17 protein-coding genes are annotated in these 18175 nt (G+C 61.5%); 9 read left to right on the top strand and 8 right to left on the bottom strand.

Annotated features, from left to right (window positions below; genetic code table 11):
- The first annotated feature begins 134 nt into the window (after nucleotides 1–134).
- Complete coding sequence (locus ASG03_RS01155) at nucleotides 135–569, top strand: metallopeptidase family protein (RefSeq protein WP_062477507.1); 435 nt, start codon at nucleotides 135–137, stop codon at nucleotides 567–569.
- Nucleotides 570–605: 36 nt separating this feature from the next.
- Here ASG03_RS01155 and ASG03_RS01160 read toward each other — a convergent pair whose 3' ends face one another.
- The 3 genes from ASG03_RS01160 to ASG03_RS01170 form a co-directional block, all read right to left on the bottom strand.
- Complete coding sequence (locus tag ASG03_RS01160) at nucleotides 606–812, bottom strand: DUF1737 domain-containing protein (RefSeq protein ID WP_062477504.1); 207 nt, start codon at nucleotides 810–812, stop codon at nucleotides 606–608.
- Entirely contained in the window at nucleotides 809–1720 is a 912-nt protein-coding gene (locus ASG03_RS01165) for an HpcH/HpaI aldolase/citrate lyase family protein (RefSeq protein WP_062691784.1), read from the bottom strand. The genes ASG03_RS01160 and ASG03_RS01165 overlap by 4 nt, the downstream gene beginning before the upstream one ends.
- Before the next feature lie 207 nt (nucleotides 1721–1927).
- Nucleotides 1928–2488, bottom strand: coding sequence for a type 1 glutamine amidotransferase domain-containing protein (locus tag ASG03_RS01170; protein WP_062691601.1), 561 nt, complete (start codon nucleotides 2486–2488; stop codon nucleotides 1928–1930).
- A gap of 182 nt (nucleotides 2489–2670) precedes the next feature.
- Between ASG03_RS01170 and ASG03_RS01175 the strand changes: the two genes are divergently transcribed.
- Both ASG03_RS01175 and ASG03_RS01180 read left to right on the top strand, forming a co-directional pair.
- On the top strand, nucleotides 2671–3903 hold the full coding sequence (locus tag ASG03_RS01175; protein ID WP_062477498.1) for a putative DNA modification/repair radical SAM protein: 1233 nt from the start codon (nucleotides 2671–2673) through the stop codon (nucleotides 3901–3903).
- 29 nt (nucleotides 3904–3932) lie between these two features.
- Nucleotides 3933–5462: a UdgX family uracil-DNA binding protein gene (locus ASG03_RS01180; RefSeq protein ID WP_244475123.1), complete on the top strand. Its 1530-nt coding sequence runs from the start codon at nucleotides 3933–3935 to the stop codon at nucleotides 5460–5462.
- A 39-nt stretch (nucleotides 5463–5501) separates the two neighbouring features.
- On the opposite strand, the gene ASG03_RS01185 is transcribed toward ASG03_RS01180, so the two are convergent.
- From ASG03_RS01185 to ASG03_RS01200, 4 genes are all read right to left on the bottom strand, one after another.
- Nucleotides 5502–6749 (bottom strand): M24 family metallopeptidase, encoded by a 1248-nt coding sequence (locus ASG03_RS01185; protein ID WP_062691605.1) that lies wholly within the window; start codon nucleotides 6747–6749, stop codon nucleotides 5502–5504.
- Nucleotides 6750–6794: 45 nt separating this feature from the next.
- Entirely contained in the window at nucleotides 6795–8246 is a 1452-nt protein-coding gene (locus ASG03_RS01190) for an NAD-dependent succinate-semialdehyde dehydrogenase (protein WP_062691786.1), read from the bottom strand.
- A gap of 160 nt (nucleotides 8247–8406) precedes the next feature.
- On the bottom strand, nucleotides 8407–9810 hold the full coding sequence (locus ASG03_RS01195) for a sensor histidine kinase (protein WP_062691789.1): 1404 nt from the start codon (nucleotides 9808–9810) through the stop codon (nucleotides 8407–8409).
- Nucleotides 9811–9815: 5 nt separating this feature from the next.
- The gene (locus tag ASG03_RS01200) at nucleotides 9816–10514 is read right to left on the bottom strand and encodes a response regulator (RefSeq protein ID WP_062691607.1); all 699 of its coding nucleotides are present in this window, start codon (nucleotides 10512–10514) and stop codon (nucleotides 9816–9818) included.
- 142 nt (nucleotides 10515–10656) lie between these two features.
- Between ASG03_RS01200 and ASG03_RS01205 the strand changes: the two genes are divergently transcribed.
- The 5 genes from ASG03_RS01205 to ASG03_RS21640 all read left to right on the top strand — a co-directional run bounded on the left by ASG03_RS01205 (nucleotide 10657) and on the right by ASG03_RS21640 (nucleotide 15408).
- Entirely contained in the window at nucleotides 10657–11727 is a 1071-nt protein-coding gene (locus tag ASG03_RS01205) for an ABC transporter substrate-binding protein (RefSeq protein WP_082475480.1), read from the top strand.
- A gap of 285 nt (nucleotides 11728–12012) precedes the next feature.
- Nucleotides 12013–12957, top strand: coding sequence for a Bug family tripartite tricarboxylate transporter substrate binding protein (locus ASG03_RS01210; protein ID WP_062478042.1), 945 nt, complete (start codon nucleotides 12013–12015; stop codon nucleotides 12955–12957).
- A complete protein-coding gene (locus ASG03_RS01215; protein WP_062477488.1) occupies nucleotides 12954–13448 on the top strand; it encodes a tripartite tricarboxylate transporter TctB family protein in 495 nt (164 codons plus the stop codon). Before ASG03_RS01210 ends, ASG03_RS01215 begins: the two co-directional genes overlap by 4 nt.
- 9 nt (nucleotides 13449–13457) lie before the next feature.
- On the top strand, nucleotides 13458–14975 hold the full coding sequence (locus ASG03_RS01220; protein WP_062477485.1) for a tripartite tricarboxylate transporter permease: 1518 nt from the start codon (nucleotides 13458–13460) through the stop codon (nucleotides 14973–14975).
- A gap of 271 nt (nucleotides 14976–15246) precedes the next feature.
- Complete coding sequence (locus tag ASG03_RS21640) at nucleotides 15247–15408, top strand: hypothetical protein (RefSeq protein WP_162241351.1); 162 nt, start codon at nucleotides 15247–15249, stop codon at nucleotides 15406–15408.
- Between the two features lie 226 nt (nucleotides 15409–15634).
- On the opposite strand, the gene ASG03_RS01225 is transcribed toward ASG03_RS21640, so the two are convergent.
- Nucleotides 15635–16732 (bottom strand): DUF475 domain-containing protein, encoded by a 1098-nt coding sequence (locus tag ASG03_RS01225; protein ID WP_062691609.1) that lies wholly within the window; start codon nucleotides 16730–16732, stop codon nucleotides 15635–15637.
- Nucleotides 16733–17232: 500 nt separating this feature from the next.
- On the opposite strand from ASG03_RS01225, the gene ASG03_RS01230 reads away from it, so the two are divergent.
- The gene (locus ASG03_RS01230) at nucleotides 17233–18165 is read left to right on the top strand and encodes a DMT family transporter (RefSeq protein ID WP_062691610.1); all 933 of its coding nucleotides are present in this window, start codon (nucleotides 17233–17235) and stop codon (nucleotides 18163–18165) included.
- Nucleotides 18166–18175 lie beyond the last annotated feature (10 nt).

Here is an 18175-nt window from a genome sequence, read left to right on the forward strand (position 1 = left end):
TTGATTCCAGAGCTTCAAAAAAGAGTCAACGCAGCTGGGAAAAGATTCCGCAGATTCTGCACAATCGCCTGACGGTATGAATTGCTTCTCGAAATGACCGAGGAAATGGCTATATAAACGGACAAGGAGTATCCATGGCCCGGATTGACCAAAGCGACGATTGGCGTGAGCGCCATGCGCCGACCATCAGCACGTTCGAGTCCCTGACGCTGGAAGCCTATGGGCACCTGCCGGAGGAATTCCGGCTGCTGGCCACTGATCTCATCATCGAGATCGAAGACTTTCCGGATGACGATGTCTTCGAAGACATGGCGCTGGAAACGCCCTTCGATCTGCTGGGGCTGTTTGAGGGGCGCGGTATCGGCGAGCGTTTCACCATGGAAACCGGTACGATGCCGAACCGGATCACGCTGTATCGCCGGCCGATCCTCGACTACTGGGCCGAAAACGACGAGACGCTGGGCGATATCATCACCCATGTCCTCATCCATGAGATCGGCCATCATTTCGGTTTGTCTGACGACGATATGGAGCGGATCGAGGCAAGCGTGGAGCATGTCGGCGGGTAATGAACCCGCCGCATGCCATGTAAATCGTGCGTCTGCCTATTGCTCGGACAGCTTCATGTCGGGCACGTAATCCTTGCCGTCGACATCTTTCACCACTGCCTGGCCACACTGCATGATCTGCGCGTCTGCGTTGAAGGTGTACGTCGGTGAGCCGTGCAGATCCCAGCCCTTGTTGAGAGCGGCCGTCACCTTGTGGCAGAAGCTCGCATCGTCTGGACCCGTGAGAAAGCGGTAGAGTTTCATGTGGGTTTCCCTCTTCGTTTGATGGCCTCGACCTTGGCAAGGCAGGCAAGCGCTTGGTCGAGATGCAGTGGTTCGACCATTTTGCCCTTGTGCACGATGACCGATCTGCCGGCATTGTCCGGATGATCGAAGGCCATGACGATCTCTCGGGCTTCCGCCTCTTCGGCAGCGGAAGGTCCGAAAGCGGTGTTCGCCGGCGCGATCTGCTGCGGATGGATCAGCATCTTGCCGTCAAACCCCATATCACGACCTGCCGCACACTCCCGGGCAAAGCCTTCCGCATCGGCAATATCGTTGAAGACGGCGTCGAGAGCATCGAGCCCGCTTCCCCGCGCCGCGAGAAGGATCTGCATGAGCCAGGGTACGAGATAGATGCGTCCGGAAAGAGCCGCGACGCCCGTCTCCTTGCGCAGATCGTTGAGGCCGGGGATCAAGCAATCGAGCCGCCCGCCGCGCGTGCGCCCTGTTTCCGCGATCGCCGCCACATTGAGAACGCCCCTTGGCGTCTCGATCATTGCCCAAAGCCGCAGATCATCGGGCGCATCACCCTCGTCCCAGCTTTCGGCAATGTCGAGAATATCCCGTGGCCCCTCCACCTTGGGCACAAGAACCGCATCAAACCGGCAGACGGAAAGAGCTTGAAGATCCGCTTCGCCGAAACCCGAGGCCAGACTGTTGATCCGGACGATCTGTTCGACGCCCGGCATGGTCTGCGTTGACTGCCCAAGATGGCGCACCAGCGCTTGGCGGGCCTCCAACTTGTGCTCCGGAAGCACGGCATCTTCCAGATCGTAGATAACCGCATCGGGCGAGAGGCTTGCCACCTTTGCAAGCGCACGATCATTGTCGGCCGGAACACAGAGCACGGAGCGGCGCAGGCGATGGGGGTGGCGGTCGGACAAAGACATCATGCACCCTTTTGCCTGTCTCGTTTCGGCTTCGCAAGCGTCGTGCACCGGAGATGCTCCCGCTACCGCCTCCGTTCAGCGTCGGATGGCCTCAGTTCGGCATAGGATAATCGCAGAGCCATCCCGCTCCGGGTCAGCAGACAACCAGGCATAAAAAAACCGGCCCCATTCTGAAATGGAGCCGGTCAGATCGTTCAGGGACAGACTTTAGGCTGCCTTGCGGTCATGAAGACCTTCTTCGACTTCCTCGACGATCTTTGCCACGAAGGCATCGAGATCGCCGGGATTCCGGGAGGTGATAATGCCCTTGTCGGTCACCACGGCCTCGTCTGACCACAAGCCACCGGCGTTGACCACATCGGTCTTGATCGACGCGTACGAGGTAACCTTGCGGCCCTTGACGGCCCCGGCCTCGACCAGAAGCCACGGCGCATGACAGATGGCAGCGACGACCTTACCGGAGGAGACGAACTCACGCACGATCCGCAAGGCTTCGTCTTCGACGCGCAGCTTGTCCGGGTTGATCTGGCCGCCCGGCAGAACCAATGCGTCGAAATCTGCGATGTTCACATCCTTGGCTTCGAGATCGACATCCATGCTGTCGCCCCAATCCTTTTCGTCCCAGCTCTTGATGCTGGTCTTGCCAATCGAGGCGATCTTCACGGTTGCACCCTGCTTTTTCAAGCCGTCATAGGGAACACGCAGTTCCGACCGTTCATAACCATCGGTGGCGAGAATGAGAATTTTAGAGTCCTTGATGGAAGGCATGAGCCTGCTCCTTGTTGTTTGTCACGTTGCGTCCGGTCACGGCGCGTTGGCCGGTGACCCCGCATGCGAATGTCACGACGGGTTCGACCTGTTAACGAAGCGCGCCGCCGATCGTTCCGAAAATGAAAGCGTCAACGCACGTAACATTGACGTTTGCACCAAAAGAACATATGTAGAACACTATGAAAAAATCGCTGAAAGAGCGTTTGGCCATCCTCTCGGATGCCGCCAAATACGATGCATCCTGCGCCTCCAGCGGCACGACGAAACGCAATTCGTCGGCAAGCGGCGGCCTCGGCTCCACCGAGGGATCCGGCATCTGTCACGCCTATGCGCCAGATGGGCGATGCATTTCGCTGCTCAAGATCCTGATGACGAATTTTTGCATCTACGACTGCGCCTACTGCATCAACCGTTCGTCCAGCAATGTCGAGCGGGCGCGTTTTTCGGTTGAGGAAGTGATCTGGCTGACGCTCGAATTCTATCGGCGAAATTACATCGAAGGCCTGTTTCTCTCGTCCGGCATCATCCGCTCGTCGGATCATACGATGGAGGAAATGGTGCGCATCGCTCGCGAGCTCCGCGTGACTCATAACTTCCGCGGATACATTCATCTGAAGTCGATCCCGGAAGCGTCGCCCGCGCTGATCGAGGAGGCCGGGCTCTATGCCGACCGTCTGTCGATCAACATCGAACTGCCGACCGATGCGGGCCTCACGCGCTATGCGCCGGAGAAACGACCGGACGGCATCCGCAAATCGATGGGCGATCTTCGCCTGAAGATCGAGGAGATGCGTGATCCCACGCTGCAGACCAAGCGGACCCGGCGCTTCGCTCCCGCCGGCCAGAGCACGCAGATGATTGTCGGGGCCGACCAGGCGAACGACAGCGTCATCCTGGGGACCAGCGCCCGGCTTTACGGCAGCTATGGACTGCGTCGCGTCTACTACTCCGCCTTCAGCCCGATCCCCGATGCCTCGCGCAACCTGCCCCTTGTCAAGCCACCTCTGATGCGCGAGCACCGGCTCTACCAGGCCGACTGGCTCTACCGCTTCTACGGCTTCGGCATCGAAGAGATCACGCGCGACCAGCCCGACGGCATGCTGGATCTCGATCTCGATCCAAAGCTTGCCTGGGCTCTGGCCAACCGGCAGCGTTTTCCCGTCGACATCAACAAGGCGGATCGCGAGATGCTGCTCCGCGTTCCCGGCTTCGGTACCAAGATCGTTCGCGCCATCCTGTCCGCACGCCGGCATCGCACCTTGCGATTGGAAGATCTTGCACGCCTCAAGGTGTCGCTGAAGAAGGTCCAAGCCTTTATCGTTGCAGAAGGCTGGACGCCATCCCGGCTCATCGATCGTCCAGATCTGCGCACGATGTTCGAGCCCAAACCGGAACAACTGGTCCTGCTCTGATGCCGCCGCTCATCGAGAGGCAAGCCGTCATGCTCGATGGCAAAGGCGACTTTGGTGAATGGCGGGATGCTGCACGCCGTCTCCTGATGGCGGGAACGTTGCCGACCGCCGTGGACTGGCGCGAAAGGCAGGGTGTCGCCGCAGACCTGTTTGCCGAGGTCACGCCGGTGCCCGCGAACCTTGACGAAGAACGGGAGGGCGCCCGATCGGCATCACCGGTGCAGATCACCGTTCCCCGCGCCTTCATGACGCTTGCCGAAACGGTGATCTGCCATTCTGATCCCGGCCGCTTTGGTCTTCTCTATCGCACGCTCTGGCGTCTGCAGTCAGAGCGCAATCTGCTGGACATCGTTTCCGACGCCGATGTCGTGCGTTTGCAGGCGATGGAAAAGTCCGTTCGGCGCGATAGCCACAAGATGAAGGCTTTCGTCCGCTTCAAGGAGATCGGTGCCGGCACATCGACGACGGATATCATGGACGTCATCGTCCATCCCGTCTCCCTGGAAACCGGCAGCATTGCGATCGGCCGCAGGCGATTTTTTGCCTGGTTCGAGCCGGATCATTTCATCGTTGCTCGCGTTGCGCCTTTCTTCCAGCGGCGTTTCACGGATATGGACTGGATCATCGCCACGCCGAAAGGATCCGCTGTCTGGGATGGAACGACACTGACCGTGACGTCCGAGCCGGCGGACGACCCCAAGCTGACCGATGATGCGGACACACTGTGGCGCACCTACTACAGCAACATCTTCAATCCGGCCCGGCTGAAGGTGAAGGCCATGCAGTCGGAAATGCCGAAGAAGTACTGGAAGAACCTTCCGGAAGCAGACCTCATTCCCGGCCTGATCGCCGGCGCGGAGGAACGGGTGCGCGAAATGGCGAAACAGGCCATGAAAGACCCACCGGCCTTTCACACCAGAGTACGGGAAGCCGCCATGCCGAAGACCGAGGAAAGCACCGCTCTTCCCGGAACCCTCGACGCCGCACGCGCCGAGGCCCGCGATTGCACCCGCTGCCCCTTATACTGCAAGGCGACGCAAACCGTGTTCGGCGAAGGTCCTGACGACGCGAAGCTCATGTTCGTCGGCGAACAGCCGGGCGATCAGGAGGACCTTGCAGGAAAACCCTTTGTCGGACCTGCCGGGAAGATGTTCAACACCATCGCAGGTGAGGTCGATCTCGATCGCAAACAGGCTTACGTCACCAACGCTGTGAAGCATTTCAAGTACGAGCCGCGCGGCAAGCGGCGAATCCACCAGAAGCCCAACATGGGCGAAATCCGGGCCTGCCGCTGGTGGCTCAAGCTGGAACTTGAGTTGATCCGGCCAAAGCTGGTGGTCGCCATGGGCGCAACGGCGCTGACCTCCGTCATGAACCATGCCGAGAAACTCGGGGACTATCGGAGCCGCAAGGTCGATCTCGATGACGGCCGCGCCCTCTACACCACCGTTCATCCGTCCTACCTCCTTCGCATTCCCGACGAGGGGCGCAAGCGCGAGGAAATCGATCGGTTCCGCGAAGATCTGCACGCCATCAAGCGCCTGAGCGACCACCTGTAAAGCCGACTATGGATGAGCGGCTGCACGGTGCGGAAGAGGTTATCGGATCGCAACCAGACCCGTGGGCAGGCGGTTCATGGTCTCGTGACCATCCGGGGTAATCAGCAGCTGGTTCTCGATGATCATCCCACCGACGCCATCCACATACCAAGGCGTCTCGAAGGCAACGACCATACCCGGCTCCAGCACGACCCTGCTGGTCGCAGAGAAGAACGGCCATTCCTCGCTACCGAGCCCGGCGCCGAGACCATGGCCGAAATGGCCTCGTGAATAGCCGGGAAACCCGGCTTCCGTCATCGCCGCCGTCGCGGCCTCATGAACCCTTCGCATCTCATTGCCCGGCCGGATCTGCGCAAGACCGGCCTCGAACGCATGCGACAGCGCGCTGAAAAGCCTGCTCTGCACGGCGTTCGGTTCACCGCAGACAAAGGTCCGGCCCGTGTCCGATGTGTAACCCTGAACCAGGCAACCGACATCGACCTTGATCAAGGAGCCTGCCTCCACCACACCGCCGCGCGACCAAGGATTATCCCCAACGGAAACGTACTCCCAATGTCCGGTGAGATGGCGGATATTCTCTGCGCGCGCCGCCGTCTGGACGGCCGACGTCCACACGGCCGCCAGCGCGTCACGCGTCTGCCCGGGCGCGATCGCTTCCGCCAGAGCTTCGATGCCGACCTCCGACAATCTGACGGCCGTCCGCAGGTGATCGATCTCCTGCACGGACTTCACCATCTTCAACCGTCGAAGCACATCGCTGCCATCGATCAGCCGGCAGCCGGGCAGGACGTCCGTCAGCAGGGCGAAATCCGACACCGAAAGACTGTCGAGCTCGATACCGACCCGCGCTGCGGACAACGTCCGCGAGGCCAGGAGGTCACCGGCAAGCCGAAAGCCGTGGGACGCATCAAAGGTCTCGGGCCGCGCGAAGCCCGCCTTTCGGCCGGCGCCGGCCCAAGCCGCAGCCACGAGTTCGGGCACGGGTTGGGTCAGATCGTAGGGGCGGAGATCCGCGGTTTCGACCCAGAGCGGATGGATGCGAAGATCCGTCACGTCGCTCGATGCGCGGAAGCTTTCCGCATGGAGATCGCTGACCACGGCTCCGATGGCGAGAGAAGGATCTGCAGGCACGAGCGCCGCGACGGCGCCCGCTCGTCGCCACATCGCGCCCACCCCCGGACTGGCGCCTGTCGCATAGGTAAAGCTTTCCGGCGTCAGCAAAAGAAGCGCATCAAGACCCGCCTCCGCCATAAGCCGTGCTGCCCGGTCTCTATCCAGATACGCCATGTTCGTTCTCCCTCGGCAGATATCGGCCTGCGCGATCGATGCCGGTCAAATATTGCCCATGCAGAGATATTTCATGTCGAGATAGTCCTCCATGCCGTGACGCGACCCTTCGCGGCCGATCCCCGACTGCTTCAACCCACCGAAAGGTGCCGCCTCGGACGACATGCGGCCGGTGTTGATCCCGATCATGCCGTATTCGAGAGCCTCAGCCACGTGCCAGACCTTGCGCAGCTCAGTGGCATAGAAATAGGCGGCGAGGCCATAGATCGTGTCGTTTGCCTGATGGATCACATCCTCGACCGTCTCGAACCGGATGACAGGCGCAACAGGACCGAAGGTTTCATCGAAGGCCACAAGCATGCCGTGATCGACATCGGTGAGCACCGTCGGTGCGAAGAAAGTGCCGGTTTCCCCCACGCGACCGCCGCCGCACAGCACCTGCGCGCCGCGCAGTGTCGCATCCTCCACATGATACGCCACCTTGCGCAGGGCCGCCTCGTCGATCAGCGGGCCAACCGAGACGGAAGGCTCGAAACCATCTCCGACCTTGAGATCGGCAACATGCGCTGCGAGTTTTTCCGCAAAGACGTCATAGACGCTCGACTGGACATAGATCCGGTTGGCGGAGGTGCAGGTCTGCCCGGCATTGCGAAACTTCGCCTGCAGGGCGCCGTCTACCGCTGCATCGATGTCTGCATCGTCAAAGACGATGAAGGGTGCGCTTCCGCCGAGTTCCAGGCTGAGCTTCTTGATCTGATCTGCGCATTGCCGCATCAGCAGTCGTCCGACCTCGGTCGAACCGGTAAAGCTGATCTTGCGCACTTTCGGATGCGTGCACAGTTCATAGCCAACCGCCTGACCTTCGCTTGCAAGAATAAGCTGGAAAACGCCCTCGGGGAAACCGGCATCAAGCGCAAGCCGATGAAGCGCGACAGCGACAAGCGGCGTCTGCTCCGCCGGCTTCAGGATCACCGGGCAGCCGACGGCCAGCGCTGGCGCAACCTTCCGCGCAACCATGGAGGCCGGAAAATTCCACGGCGTGATCGTGCCAACGATGCCGACCGGCTGTTTGATGACGAACATCCGCCTATCGGTGGACGGGGCCGGAAACGTCTCGCCATAGACGCGCTTGGCTTCTTCCGCATACCACTCGATATAGGCTGCGGCGTGCTGCACCTCCGATCGCGCTTCGGCAAGCGGCTTGCCCATCTCCGCGGTCAGGATCGCGGCGAGGTCGTCGATATGCACGAGAACGAGATCATGCCAGCGCCGGAGAAACTGGCTGCGATCCTTGGCCGGAAGTCCAGCCCACATCGGCTGCACAGATCCTGCCCGCTCGATCGCTGCCCGTGTCTCGGGCACCCCCATATCCGGCAGGGTTGCCAGGAGAACGCCGGACGAGGGATTTCGCACCTCGAACGCCGCCCCTGTCACCTCCGCACCGGCAAGGATCTGCGGATCCCGAAGGTGACGGGTAAGGTCGGATGTGACACGCATGAAAAGCTCCCGGATCAAGGCATGTCTCCCGCGCGCGTCAGACAGCATCGGCAGCTTTAGGAGTTGGCTCAGGACCTTGCCGCGATTGCCCCGACATGACCAATGAAATCCGCTGATCAGACCACCACGTCCTGGAATGACCGCCTCTGCAAACGCGGCTTCAGTCGCCGCGGGCGACCGCGGGAAACGCCACCCTCGCCCGGAGGCCGCGACCGGACGTCCCCTCATCCGGAACCGCTGGACCGAGCGAGAGGCTGCCCTCGAAACGAACAGCAATCTCCTCGATGATCGGCAATCCCAGGCCGAGACCCGGAGCCTCGCTCTCGCCCCGGGCAAAGCGCTGGCGCACGCCCGCCAGTCTTTCCGGCGGAATGCCGGGACCGTTGTCCTCGACATCGAGCAGAACGATGCCCGGCGCGTGATCGACCCGCACCGTTACCTCGGCACCCTGTCCAGCGTAGGCAAGTGCGTTTTCCACGAGATTGCGCAGGAGCTCGCCGATGAGCAGCGGTTCTGCCGCGATCGACAACGCCCCCTCGCCCGCGAAACCGAGATCAATGCCGGCATCCGCCGCACGGGGCACGTATTCTGCCGTGACCTCCCGTGCCAACGCGGTCAAGTCCATCGGCAAGAGCGCCGTCGAGGATCCCGATCCCGTCGCGTCGATCTTTGCAAGCAGCAGCAATTGCGCGAGGATGCGCTCCGCGTGACCGACCGCTTCATCACCACGCGCGATGAAGCCCTTGATGTCCTCCGGCTTTTCGGAGCGGGCCGCAAGTGCAAGCTGGGTGCGCACGACGGCCAGCGGCGTGCGCAACTGATGACCCGCATTGCCCGAGAAATGCCGCATGGCATCCAGCGCCGATTGCAGCCGCACCATGAAGGAATTGACCGTCTCGACCAGCCCCTCCACTTCCTGCGGCACGGACTGCCGGATCGGCCGAAGATCGTCGGGACTGCGCTCTGCGATCGCATCCCCTAGCCGGTAAAGCGGACGAAGCGAGAGCGTGACGGCGATCCAGACAATGGCCGCTGCACCAAAGATCAGCAGAAACAGCCGCAATGCCGAGCGAAACAGGAGCGCGCGGGCGAGCTGCTGGCGCGCCACCGTGGTTTCCGCCACCGTCACGACAAACGGCAGGGAGTTGATCCCGGTCGAGGCGGACCGCTCGAGCGCAGCAATCCGGATCGGCTCGCCGCGGTAGTCGGAATCGAGATAGACAGCCTGCCGTCCCTGCATTTCGGCAATGCCGGGCAGGGTACGATAGCCCGTGATGAAATGGCCGGGCGGCCCATCGACGCGATAGAAGACCCTGTCCTGTGCTGCCGAGGTGAGCATTTCCAGGGCGACATAGGGCATGTCCACCTCAAGCGTGCCGTCCTCGCCCACAACGACGCGATCGGCGATCGCGAGCGCGGACCCCGCCAAGACGCGGTCCGACACGCTGTTTGCCGTCTTCACGGCTTCCCGATACGTGTCCCCGAGCGCGACGACGCCGATGACCGCGGTGGCCGCCAGCAGCCAGGCAAGCAGCCGTCTGCGAAGCGAATGTGCCGCACGCACGCCGCTCATCGCGTCTCCGGTCCGGTGTCAGCCGGCGCTTTCGCCTTGTCGAGATAGTATCCGATGCCGCGCGCTGTGCGAACGGTCAGTCCGTAGGATGACAGCCGCTTGCGCAGGCGGCTGACATATTGCTCGATGGCATTGGGGCTGAGATCATCGTCAAACGCCGTGAGGGACTGCATGATGGCATCCTTTGCCACCACTTTGCCGGCGCGCATGAACAGGATTTCCAGAAGCCCGGTTTCGCGCAACGGGATATCGATGGGGACGCCATCGGAAGAGAACGTCCGCGACGTGAGATCGAGCGAAACGGAGCCGAAGCTGACCATCGAGGAGCGAAGGCCGGCCTGGCGCCGCAAAAGGACGCGCACGCGCGCTTCGAACTCGCCGATGTCAAACGGTTTGATCATGTAGTCGTCAGCCCCCAGATCGAGGCCTCGCACTTTCTCCTCCGCGCTCCCGCGCGCCGTCAGGATCAACACGGCCGACCGGTTCTGCCGCGCCCGCATGGAGCGCAGCACGTCGAGCCCGTCCATCTCCGGCAAGGTCAGATCGAGGATCACGAGGTCGAACCGCTCCGTCGCCGCGGCCGCGTCTGCCGAGGCTCCGTCGCGCACCACGTCGACGGCATAGCCGCTGCCCCGCAAAATGGCGGCAAGTCCCTCCGACAACACCTTGTTGTCCTCAACCAGAAGAATTCTCACAACGCGGCAGCTCCTCACCCTGGCCGATCCTAGGATAAGTCCGGGCAGAGGCAAATCGATATTGCGTCCGATGATCGATGTGGCAGCGCGTCAGGCTGTTCCAGCACTTGTGTGGCGGCGATCGCTGGCGCAAAGTCCGCCTATGTCCAGTCTCGTCGCAGCCATCCTTTTGCTTCTCGCAGGTGCGATCGAGGCGACTGCTGCGCCTGATTTCTTCCCCGCCCGGTCCGGCCGGGCGGATGCTCCCGTGCTCGATGTCTACTCGTCGCTCGACGATCCCCTGGCGCAACCGCTGATACGGGGATTCCAGGCTGCCAATCCCGACATTGCCGTTCGTCATGAAAACATGCTGACCGGCGAGATCTATGACCGGATCGTCCGGGAAACGGATGCCGGGCAGAAGACGGCGGATTTTGCGTTCTCGTCGGCGATGGATCTGCAGGTCAAGCTGACCAATGACGGCTACGCCCGGCCGAGCCATCTGCCTCTGTCGCGCTCCTGGCCCTCTTGGGCGAACTGGCGCGACACGGCTTATGCCCTGACCTTCGAGCCGGCCGTGTTCGTCTATCACAAGCCAAGCTTTGTCGGACGCAAACCGCCCTCCACGCGAGCTGAGTTCGTGCGCTTCCTGCAGGAAGCAGGACGTTCGGCCTATGGCCGTATCGGCACCTATGACATCGCGCGCTCAGGCGTCGGCTTCCTGTTCATGGCCCGCGACCAGGAGCAGTTCAGCGACATCTGGTCGGTGATCCGCGCGATGGGTGAGGCCGGGGTCAAGCTTTACGCGACGAGCTCCGACATTCTGGAGCGGGTGGCCGACGGCCGCTTCCTGCTCGGCTACAACATTGTCGGATCGTATGCAGCCGATTGGGCCGAACATCATCCCGATCTCGGCATCATCCTGCCGACCGACTACACGGTCGTGATTTCACGGATCGGTCTTGTGCCGGAAGCCGCAGCGGCACCCGAGCTTGGACGCCGCTATCTCGCCTTTTTCATGTCCGCCGAGGGTCAGTCGATCATGGCGCGCGAGCTACATATCGCCGCTGTCAATCCGGATGTGGCCGGCAACAACACGGCCAGCACGCTTCAGGATATTCTCGGCGCGCAGTTGAGGCCCGTTCCCGTCAGCCCCGGTCTGATGGTCTACCTCGACCAGGTGAAACGCGCCCGCCTGATCACCCGCTGGAAGGATGTTCTCGACCTCCCGTAGGGATCTCTCGGGATCGCGGATAGTTCGCTGCTTGCTACCCTGCAACGGGTGCGATCGATCGTGCGTCATGCGCTGGATGCATGAATGTCAGGTTGATGTCAGCTTACTATGGTGGCTTACTGATGTTCGTCAGCGTGGAGGCGGTGACGAAGCGGTGCGGAGGAGTGTCTCACCAAAACAGCCCGAGCGAAGATCGTATCGATCTTGGCTGCGCGCCTGTCGTCAAAGCTCCTCGCGTCAACAATCGAAACAAAGCGCGTATACGCGCTGACGGAGGACGTCACCTTGAAACAGTTTCTCATTGCATCCCTGATCGCCGGTGCCATGGCGCTTCCGGCGGCCGCGGCCGACTACACCATCATTGCTCCTGCCAATCCGGGCGGCGGCTGGGACCAGACGGCGCGCTCCATGCAGACGGCTCTGCAGCAGGAAAAGATTGCCGGCAACGTTCAGGTCCAGAACGTACCGGGCGCCGGCGGCACCATCGGTCTCGCCCAGTTCGCCAGCCAGTCGGCTGGCAACCCCAATGCACTGCTGGTTGGCGGCTATGTGATGGTCGGCGCGATCCTGACGAACAAATCGCCTGTTTCGCTGAACGAGGTCGAGCCGATCGCCCGTTTGACCGGAGAATATGAAGCGATCGTTGTGCCAGCCGAATCGCCGCTGAAGACCATGGGCGACCTCGTAGACGCGTTGAAGAAGGATCCGGGTTCGGTATCCTGGGCCGGCGGCTCGGCCGGCGGCACCGACCATATCGCGGTGGGTCTCATTGCCAAGGCAGCCGGCGTCGATCCGACCAAGATCAACTACATCGCCTTCTCGGGCGGCGGCGAAGCTCTGGCTGCCATCCTCGGCAACCAGGTCACAGCCGGTATCTCCGGCTACGGCGAGTTCGAGTCGCAGGTCAAGTCCGGCACGCTGCGCCTCCTCGCTGTCTCCAGCGCCGAAAAGATTGCAGGCGTCGAGGCTCCGACCTTGAAGGAAGGCGGCCTTGACGTGGTCGTGCAGAACTGGCGCATGGTTGCCGCGGCTCCCGGTCTTTCCGCCGAACAGAAGGCCGCTGTCACAGCCGATATCGAAAAGATGGTAAAGTCCGCCTCCTGGCAGGAAACGCTGAAGACCAAGGGCTGGCAGGACACGTATCTCTCAGGAGACGCCTTCAAGGAACAGCTCGCCAAGGACGTTTCTGCAACGGAAACGATCCTTAAAGAAATTGGTCTCGTTCAATGAGCGACGTCTCGCGCACACCAAGCGCAACCTCGCGCCGCCCCGACAGGGCGGCGCTTGCCGTTGCCGTCTTCCTGGGAGCCTTGGCCGGCCTGATCTTCTGGGATAGCTCGCGCCTTTCGGCCATGGCCAACTATTCCAAGATCGGCCCTGCCACCGTCCCCTTCGTCATCGCATGGTGTCTTCTCGGCCTTGCGATCTGGACAGCCGTTGCGGCATTTCGCAACGAGTTCCCGGCGCGTGAGCGCCAGGAGATCCCGCCGGTTGCCTGGATCGTCGCCGGTCTCGTTCTCCAGATGCTCTTCCTGCGCACGGTCGGCTTCTCCGTTGCCACGGGCCTCCTCTTCGCGTTCACGGCGGCGGGCTTCGGTCGTCGCAAGCTGTGGATCACCATTCCCGTCGGCATCCTTCTCTGTCTCGCCGTCTGGCTTATCTTCGCCGGTCTCCTGCAGCTGTCGCTGCCGGCAGGGCCGCTCGAACACCTCTTCTTTTAAGAGAGCGTCATGTCGACATTCGAATTCCTGCTCCAGGGCATCGCGATTGCCATGCAGCCGATGAACCTACTTTACGCGCTCGTCGGGGTGACGCTGGGCACCGCTGTCGGCGTTCTGCCCGGCATCGGTCCGGCGCTGACAGTGGCGCTCCTGCTGCCCGTGACCTATCGGCTCGATCCCGCGGGGTCGCTGATCATGTTCGCAGGCATCTACTACGGCGGCATGTATGGCGGCTCGACCACGTCGATCCTTCTGAACACGCCCGGTGAAAGTGCGTCCATCGTCACCGCGCTGGAAGGCAACAAGATGGCCCGAAAGGGCCGAGGCGGCCCGGCTCTTGCCACCGCTGCCATTGGCTCGTTCGTGGCCGGCCTCATCGCCACCATCGGTCTCGCCTTCATCGCGCCCTTCGTGGTCAAGGTGGCGCTCGTGTTCGGCCCGCGCGAATATTTCGCACTCATGGTCCTCGCCTTCGTGACCGTCTCCTCGGCATTTGGCGACTCGACGCTGCGCGGGCTTACCTCGCTCTTCATTGGCTTTGCGCTTGCCATCGTCGGCATTGACCAGCTGACAGGCCAGGCGCGTATGAGCTTTGGTGTTCCCGACCTGCTGGACGGCATCGAGGTGACGACGCTGGCCGTCGCCATGTTCGCGATCGGTGAAACGCTCTACATCGCAGCACAGGGCGCGACGGGGCCCGACAAGGTCGAGGCGGTCAAGGGCTCGGTCTGGATGACCAAGCAGGATTGGGCCCGTTCCTGGAAGCCTTGGCTGCGCGGCACGCTCATCGGCTTTCCGATCGGTGCGATGCCCGCCGGCGGTGCCGAAATCGGCACTTTCCTTTCCTATGCCACCGAAAAGCGACTGACGAAGTATCCCGAGGAATTCGGCGAAGGGGCGATTGAAGGCGTCGCCGGTCCGGAGGCGGCCAACAACGCGTCGGCTGCCGGCACACTCGTGCCGCTTCTCACGCTCGGCCTGCCGACGACGGCAACCGCGGCGATCATGCTCGCCGGCTTTCAGCAATACGGTCTGCAGCCGGGTCCGCTGCTGTTTGCAACCAATCCGCAGCTCGTCTGGGGCCTTATCGCGTCCCTTTTGATCGCCAATTTCATGCTGCTGGTGCTCAATCTTCCGCTGGTCGGACTTTGGGTCAAGCTGCTGACGATCCCCAAACCCTGGCTCTATGCAGGCATTCTGCTGTTCGCGACGCTCGGCACCATCGGCGCCAATCCATCGGTCTTCGAGCTCGGCATGCTGCTTGCGTTCGGCCTTCTCGGCTACATCATGCGCATCCTCGGCTATCCCATCGCACCTGTCGTCGTCGGTCTCATTCTCGGTCCGCTTGCCGAGCAGCAACTGCGGCGCGCCCTGGCCATCAGTCAAGGCGATCCGAGCGTGTTGTTTACCTCGCCGATCGCCGCGGTGCTGCTGACCATCGCCGCGCTCGCACTGATTGTCCCCTTGATCCTGCGCGCGCGGGGACGCGGACAGGTGCTGTCGCAACTCGCAGCCAGCGAAGACTGATCAGATCGAAAGTCCTGGGATCGATGGCCGGATGCTTCTGTGAGGCATCCGGCCATTTTTTGTTGAGCGTACAATCCTGAATATAATCGATTTAACGACGGAATTAAAGCATGTAAACATCCGTGCTTCTGAAGCGTCGTCCAAAGTAACACTCTGTTAGGACATCCGTCTTGCTTGCCGCGCATGGCTGCAATGAGCACTTGTACGTTGTCAATGCGGCGTCGAGAGCCCATCTTGTGTTCAGTGAAGATGAGAACAGGAGATAAAGACAGTGACCACGAAGCGTAACATTTTTGGCCGAGCCTTTGCCGTTATCGGCGCCGCATCCGCCGCTGCCGCAGCCATCGAAGGTGGCCGTCGCCCGCAGGCCCGTGATCTCAATACGCTCGGCATCGACCCGGCCAGCTTTCCGGCACCCTATCGCCGCGGCTGATAGCTCTCGACAGTGAGGTCGAGGGAACGTGGCATCAGACGTTTTGCCTGGGATCCCTATCCCGGGCCGCAAAAAGCCCGCAGGTCCATGACGGACCGGCGGGCTTTGCTTTTTGAGATCCGGTAACGTCGGCCCCCATGTGACCGGCCGAGACCTGCCATTTCATGGAAATCACCAGGTCACGGCAGCCGGGAGTGACAGCGGTTGCTGCCACCCCACCAGGCGTTCAATGCTGGGCCACGGCGTCCGCGCCAACGGGTTGATGTCTGCGATTATACCGGATGGACGACCAGAGCGCGATACCGATGAGCGTCGCGCCGCCAAGACCGGTGATCACTTCGGGGATATGCACAAGCGTCTGCACATACATGATCACCGAAAGAATAAGGATCGCGTAGAACGCACCGTGTTCCAGGTAGCGATATTCCGCGAGCGTTCCCTTTTCCACCAGCATGATCGTCATAGAGCGCACATACATGGCGCCGATGCCGAGACCGATGGCGATGACGAACAGGTTCTGCGTCAGCGCAAAAGCGCCAATGACGCCATCGAAGGAGAAGCTGGCATCGAGCACTTCCAGGTAGATGAACGCGCCAAGACCACCCTTTGCAGCTTCGCTCATCGTCTTTTGCGAGGCATCGAGCAGACCACCGATGACTTCGACGACCAGGAAGGTGACGAGACCGTAGATGGCGGAGAAGACGAACGTGGTGCTTTCGACATCCGGTGTTGCCGCATCGTCGGGGATCAGTGCGGAAAAGGCGAGGATCAGGATCAGGACAAAGGCGATCTCGACGCCCTTGATGCTGGCCGCTGCTGAAAGACGTTTTTCGATGAAGGAGATCCAGTGGATCTTCTTGTCATGGTCGAAGAAATAGGAGAGGCCGACCATCATCAGGAAGGTGCCGCCGAAGGCCGCGATCGGCAAGTGGGCGTCGTTCATGATGCGGGCATACTCGTCCGGTCGGGCGGCAGCGAGGATGACGGCATCGATCGGGCCGATCCCGGCCGCGATGACGACGATCAGGAGCGGAAAGACGATCCGCATGCCGAAGACGGCAATCAGGATGCCCCAGGTCAGGAACCGTTGTTGCCAGACCGGCGTCATGTCCTCGAGCTTGTTGGCATTGACGATGGCATTGTCGAAGGACAGCGAGATTTCCAGCACAGCAAGGACCGTGCAAATGAAGAAGACGGTGGCCATGCCGCCGATCGTGCCGGTCTCGTTCCAGCCGAGCCAGGCACCCAGCGCGAGACCGATGCCGGTCACGATGAAAGCCCAGGTGAAATAGCTGAGGGTTGAGGTCTGGGAGGAGGCGTTCATGAACCAACCCTCCCTGTCGAAGCGATGTCCGCTCCGGAGCAGACCGAAAGAGGTCCACAAGCGGAATGGGCATGGGCAAGAGGCGATGCCGTACCCGCACGGGCACGCATCGTCGTAAAGACGTTCTTTGTCATGGGAATTTCTACATCCGCCGGCTGAGTATGCTGGCGGTACCGACATCGCGAGAGCGCCGTTAAAACTCTCGCCAGAGGGGCCCGGCACCAAGTTCATTCCGCACGAGTGTCGATATCGTATGCGCGGAATTGCTGAACTATCTAGCCATCTCGTCCTCGACGTCAAGTCAGGACACGCGCGACGGGTAAACTCATTTCCTTTTGTCATGAAACCATGGCAAAGCCGCATTGGTTCGCGCCAACACTTTATGGCAACAGAGAGGACCGCAAACAGCGTCTGATCACGCGCGAGCACTCCGCGCCTTACCCCCCTGCCGTGACGCGCATCCCGTCCCCCCCTCCCTCGATCACGCCGAGCAAGCCGCCATGTCGTCCACCGTGCCTCTAGACCCGCCTGTCGCCCGGCCAAGACCAGTCGGCCTCGGGATTGCTTTCATGCTTCTCGGCATGCTTCTGTTTTCGCTCAACGACACGATGGGGAAATGGCTTGTCGAGACCTATCCGGTCTTGCAGTTGATGGCGATCCGCAGTGTCGCCGCGCTCCTCGTGCTGCTGCCCCTTGTTCTCAGCCGCGGCTTGTCGAACGTGATCCGCGTCGAGCGTCCCGGGCTTCAGGCCCTGCGATCGCTGCTCTTTGCTATCGATGCGACGGCATTCTACTTTGCCGTCAGGTTCATGCCGCTTGCCGACGCGATGATCTACTGGCTTGCCGTCCCCATCTATGTTGCAGCGCTGTCACCGTTTCTCCTTGGGGAAAAGGTCGGATGGCGACGTTGGACGGCGATCCTGATCGGCTTTGCCGGCGTGCTCGTTGCGCTTGAGCCCTCGCGCGAAAGCCTGTCTCTCCCGGCTCTCGTCGCATTCTTCGGCAGCGCGTGCTTTGCCATTGCCATCATCCTCGGCCGCACCTTGCGCACCACTCCGGATATGACCCTCGTCGTCTGGCAGTTCGTCGGCTCCTTCGTCTTTTCCCTGATCGGCATTGCTGTTGTTCCCGGCAGCTGGAAAGCGCTCGATCCCGAAACCATTCTGCTCCCCGCCCTTCTCGGCGTGGTCGCCATGAGCGCGCACGTGCTTGTCAGCCGGTCCCTGAAGCTCGCGGACGCCGCGACGGTCGTGCCGCTTCAATACACACTTCTTTTCTGGGCCGTCGTCTTCGGCTGGATCTTCTTCGGCGATGTCCCGCGCCTTTCCGTCATCATCGGCGCGGCACTGATCGTTGCCTCGGGTCTCTTCATCCTCTTCCGGGAGCAGAAGATCAAGAAAGGCCGTTCTCGCGACGAACAGCGGCCGGATTGATCGTTCAGCG

The sequence above is a fragment of the Rhizobium sp. Leaf341 genome, assembly GCF_001424325.1.
In the GTDB taxonomy this organism is placed as follows: domain Bacteria; phylum Pseudomonadota; class Alphaproteobacteria; order Rhizobiales; family Rhizobiaceae; genus Ferranicluibacter.

Coding starts and splice junctions, on each gene's coding strand:
- ASG03_RS01225 (WP_062691609.1), bottom strand. CDS start 16,732: ATGAACGCCTCCTCCCAGACCTCAACCCTCAGCTATTTCACCTGGGCT.
- ASG03_RS01155 (WP_062477507.1), top strand. CDS start 135: ATGGCCCGGATTGACCAAAGCGACGATTGGCGTGAGCGCCATGCGCCG.
- ASG03_RS01220 (WP_062477485.1), top strand. CDS start 13,458: ATGTCGACATTCGAATTCCTGCTCCAGGGCATCGCGATTGCCATGCAG.
- ASG03_RS01230 (WP_062691610.1), top strand. CDS start 17,233: ATGTCGTCCACCGTGCCTCTAGACCCGCCTGTCGCCCGGCCAAGACCA.
- ASG03_RS01205 (WP_082475480.1), top strand. CDS start 10,657: ATGTCCAGTCTCGTCGCAGCCATCCTTTTGCTTCTCGCAGGTGCGATC.
- ASG03_RS01180 (WP_244475123.1), top strand. CDS start 3,933: ATGCTCGATGGCAAAGGCGACTTTGGTGAATGGCGGGATGCTGCACGC.
- ASG03_RS01190 (WP_062691786.1), bottom strand. CDS start 8,246: ATGCGTGTCACATCCGACCTTACCCGTCACCTTCGGGATCCGCAGATC.
- ASG03_RS01175 (WP_062477498.1), top strand. CDS start 2,671: ATGAAAAAATCGCTGAAAGAGCGTTTGGCCATCCTCTCGGATGCCGCC.
- ASG03_RS01160 (WP_062477504.1), bottom strand. CDS start 812: ATGAAACTCTACCGCTTTCTCACGGGTCCAGACGATGCGAGCTTCTGC.
- ASG03_RS01215 (WP_062477488.1), top strand. CDS start 12,954: ATGAGCGACGTCTCGCGCACACCAAGCGCAACCTCGCGCCGCCCCGAC.
- ASG03_RS01165 (WP_062691784.1), bottom strand. CDS start 1,720: ATGTCTTTGTCCGACCGCCACCCCCATCGCCTGCGCCGCTCCGTGCTC.
- ASG03_RS01185 (WP_062691605.1), bottom strand. CDS start 6,749: ATGGCGTATCTGGATAGAGACCGGGCAGCACGGCTTATGGCGGAGGCG.
- ASG03_RS01170 (WP_062691601.1), bottom strand. CDS start 2,488: ATGCCTTCCATCAAGGACTCTAAAATTCTCATTCTCGCCACCGATGGT.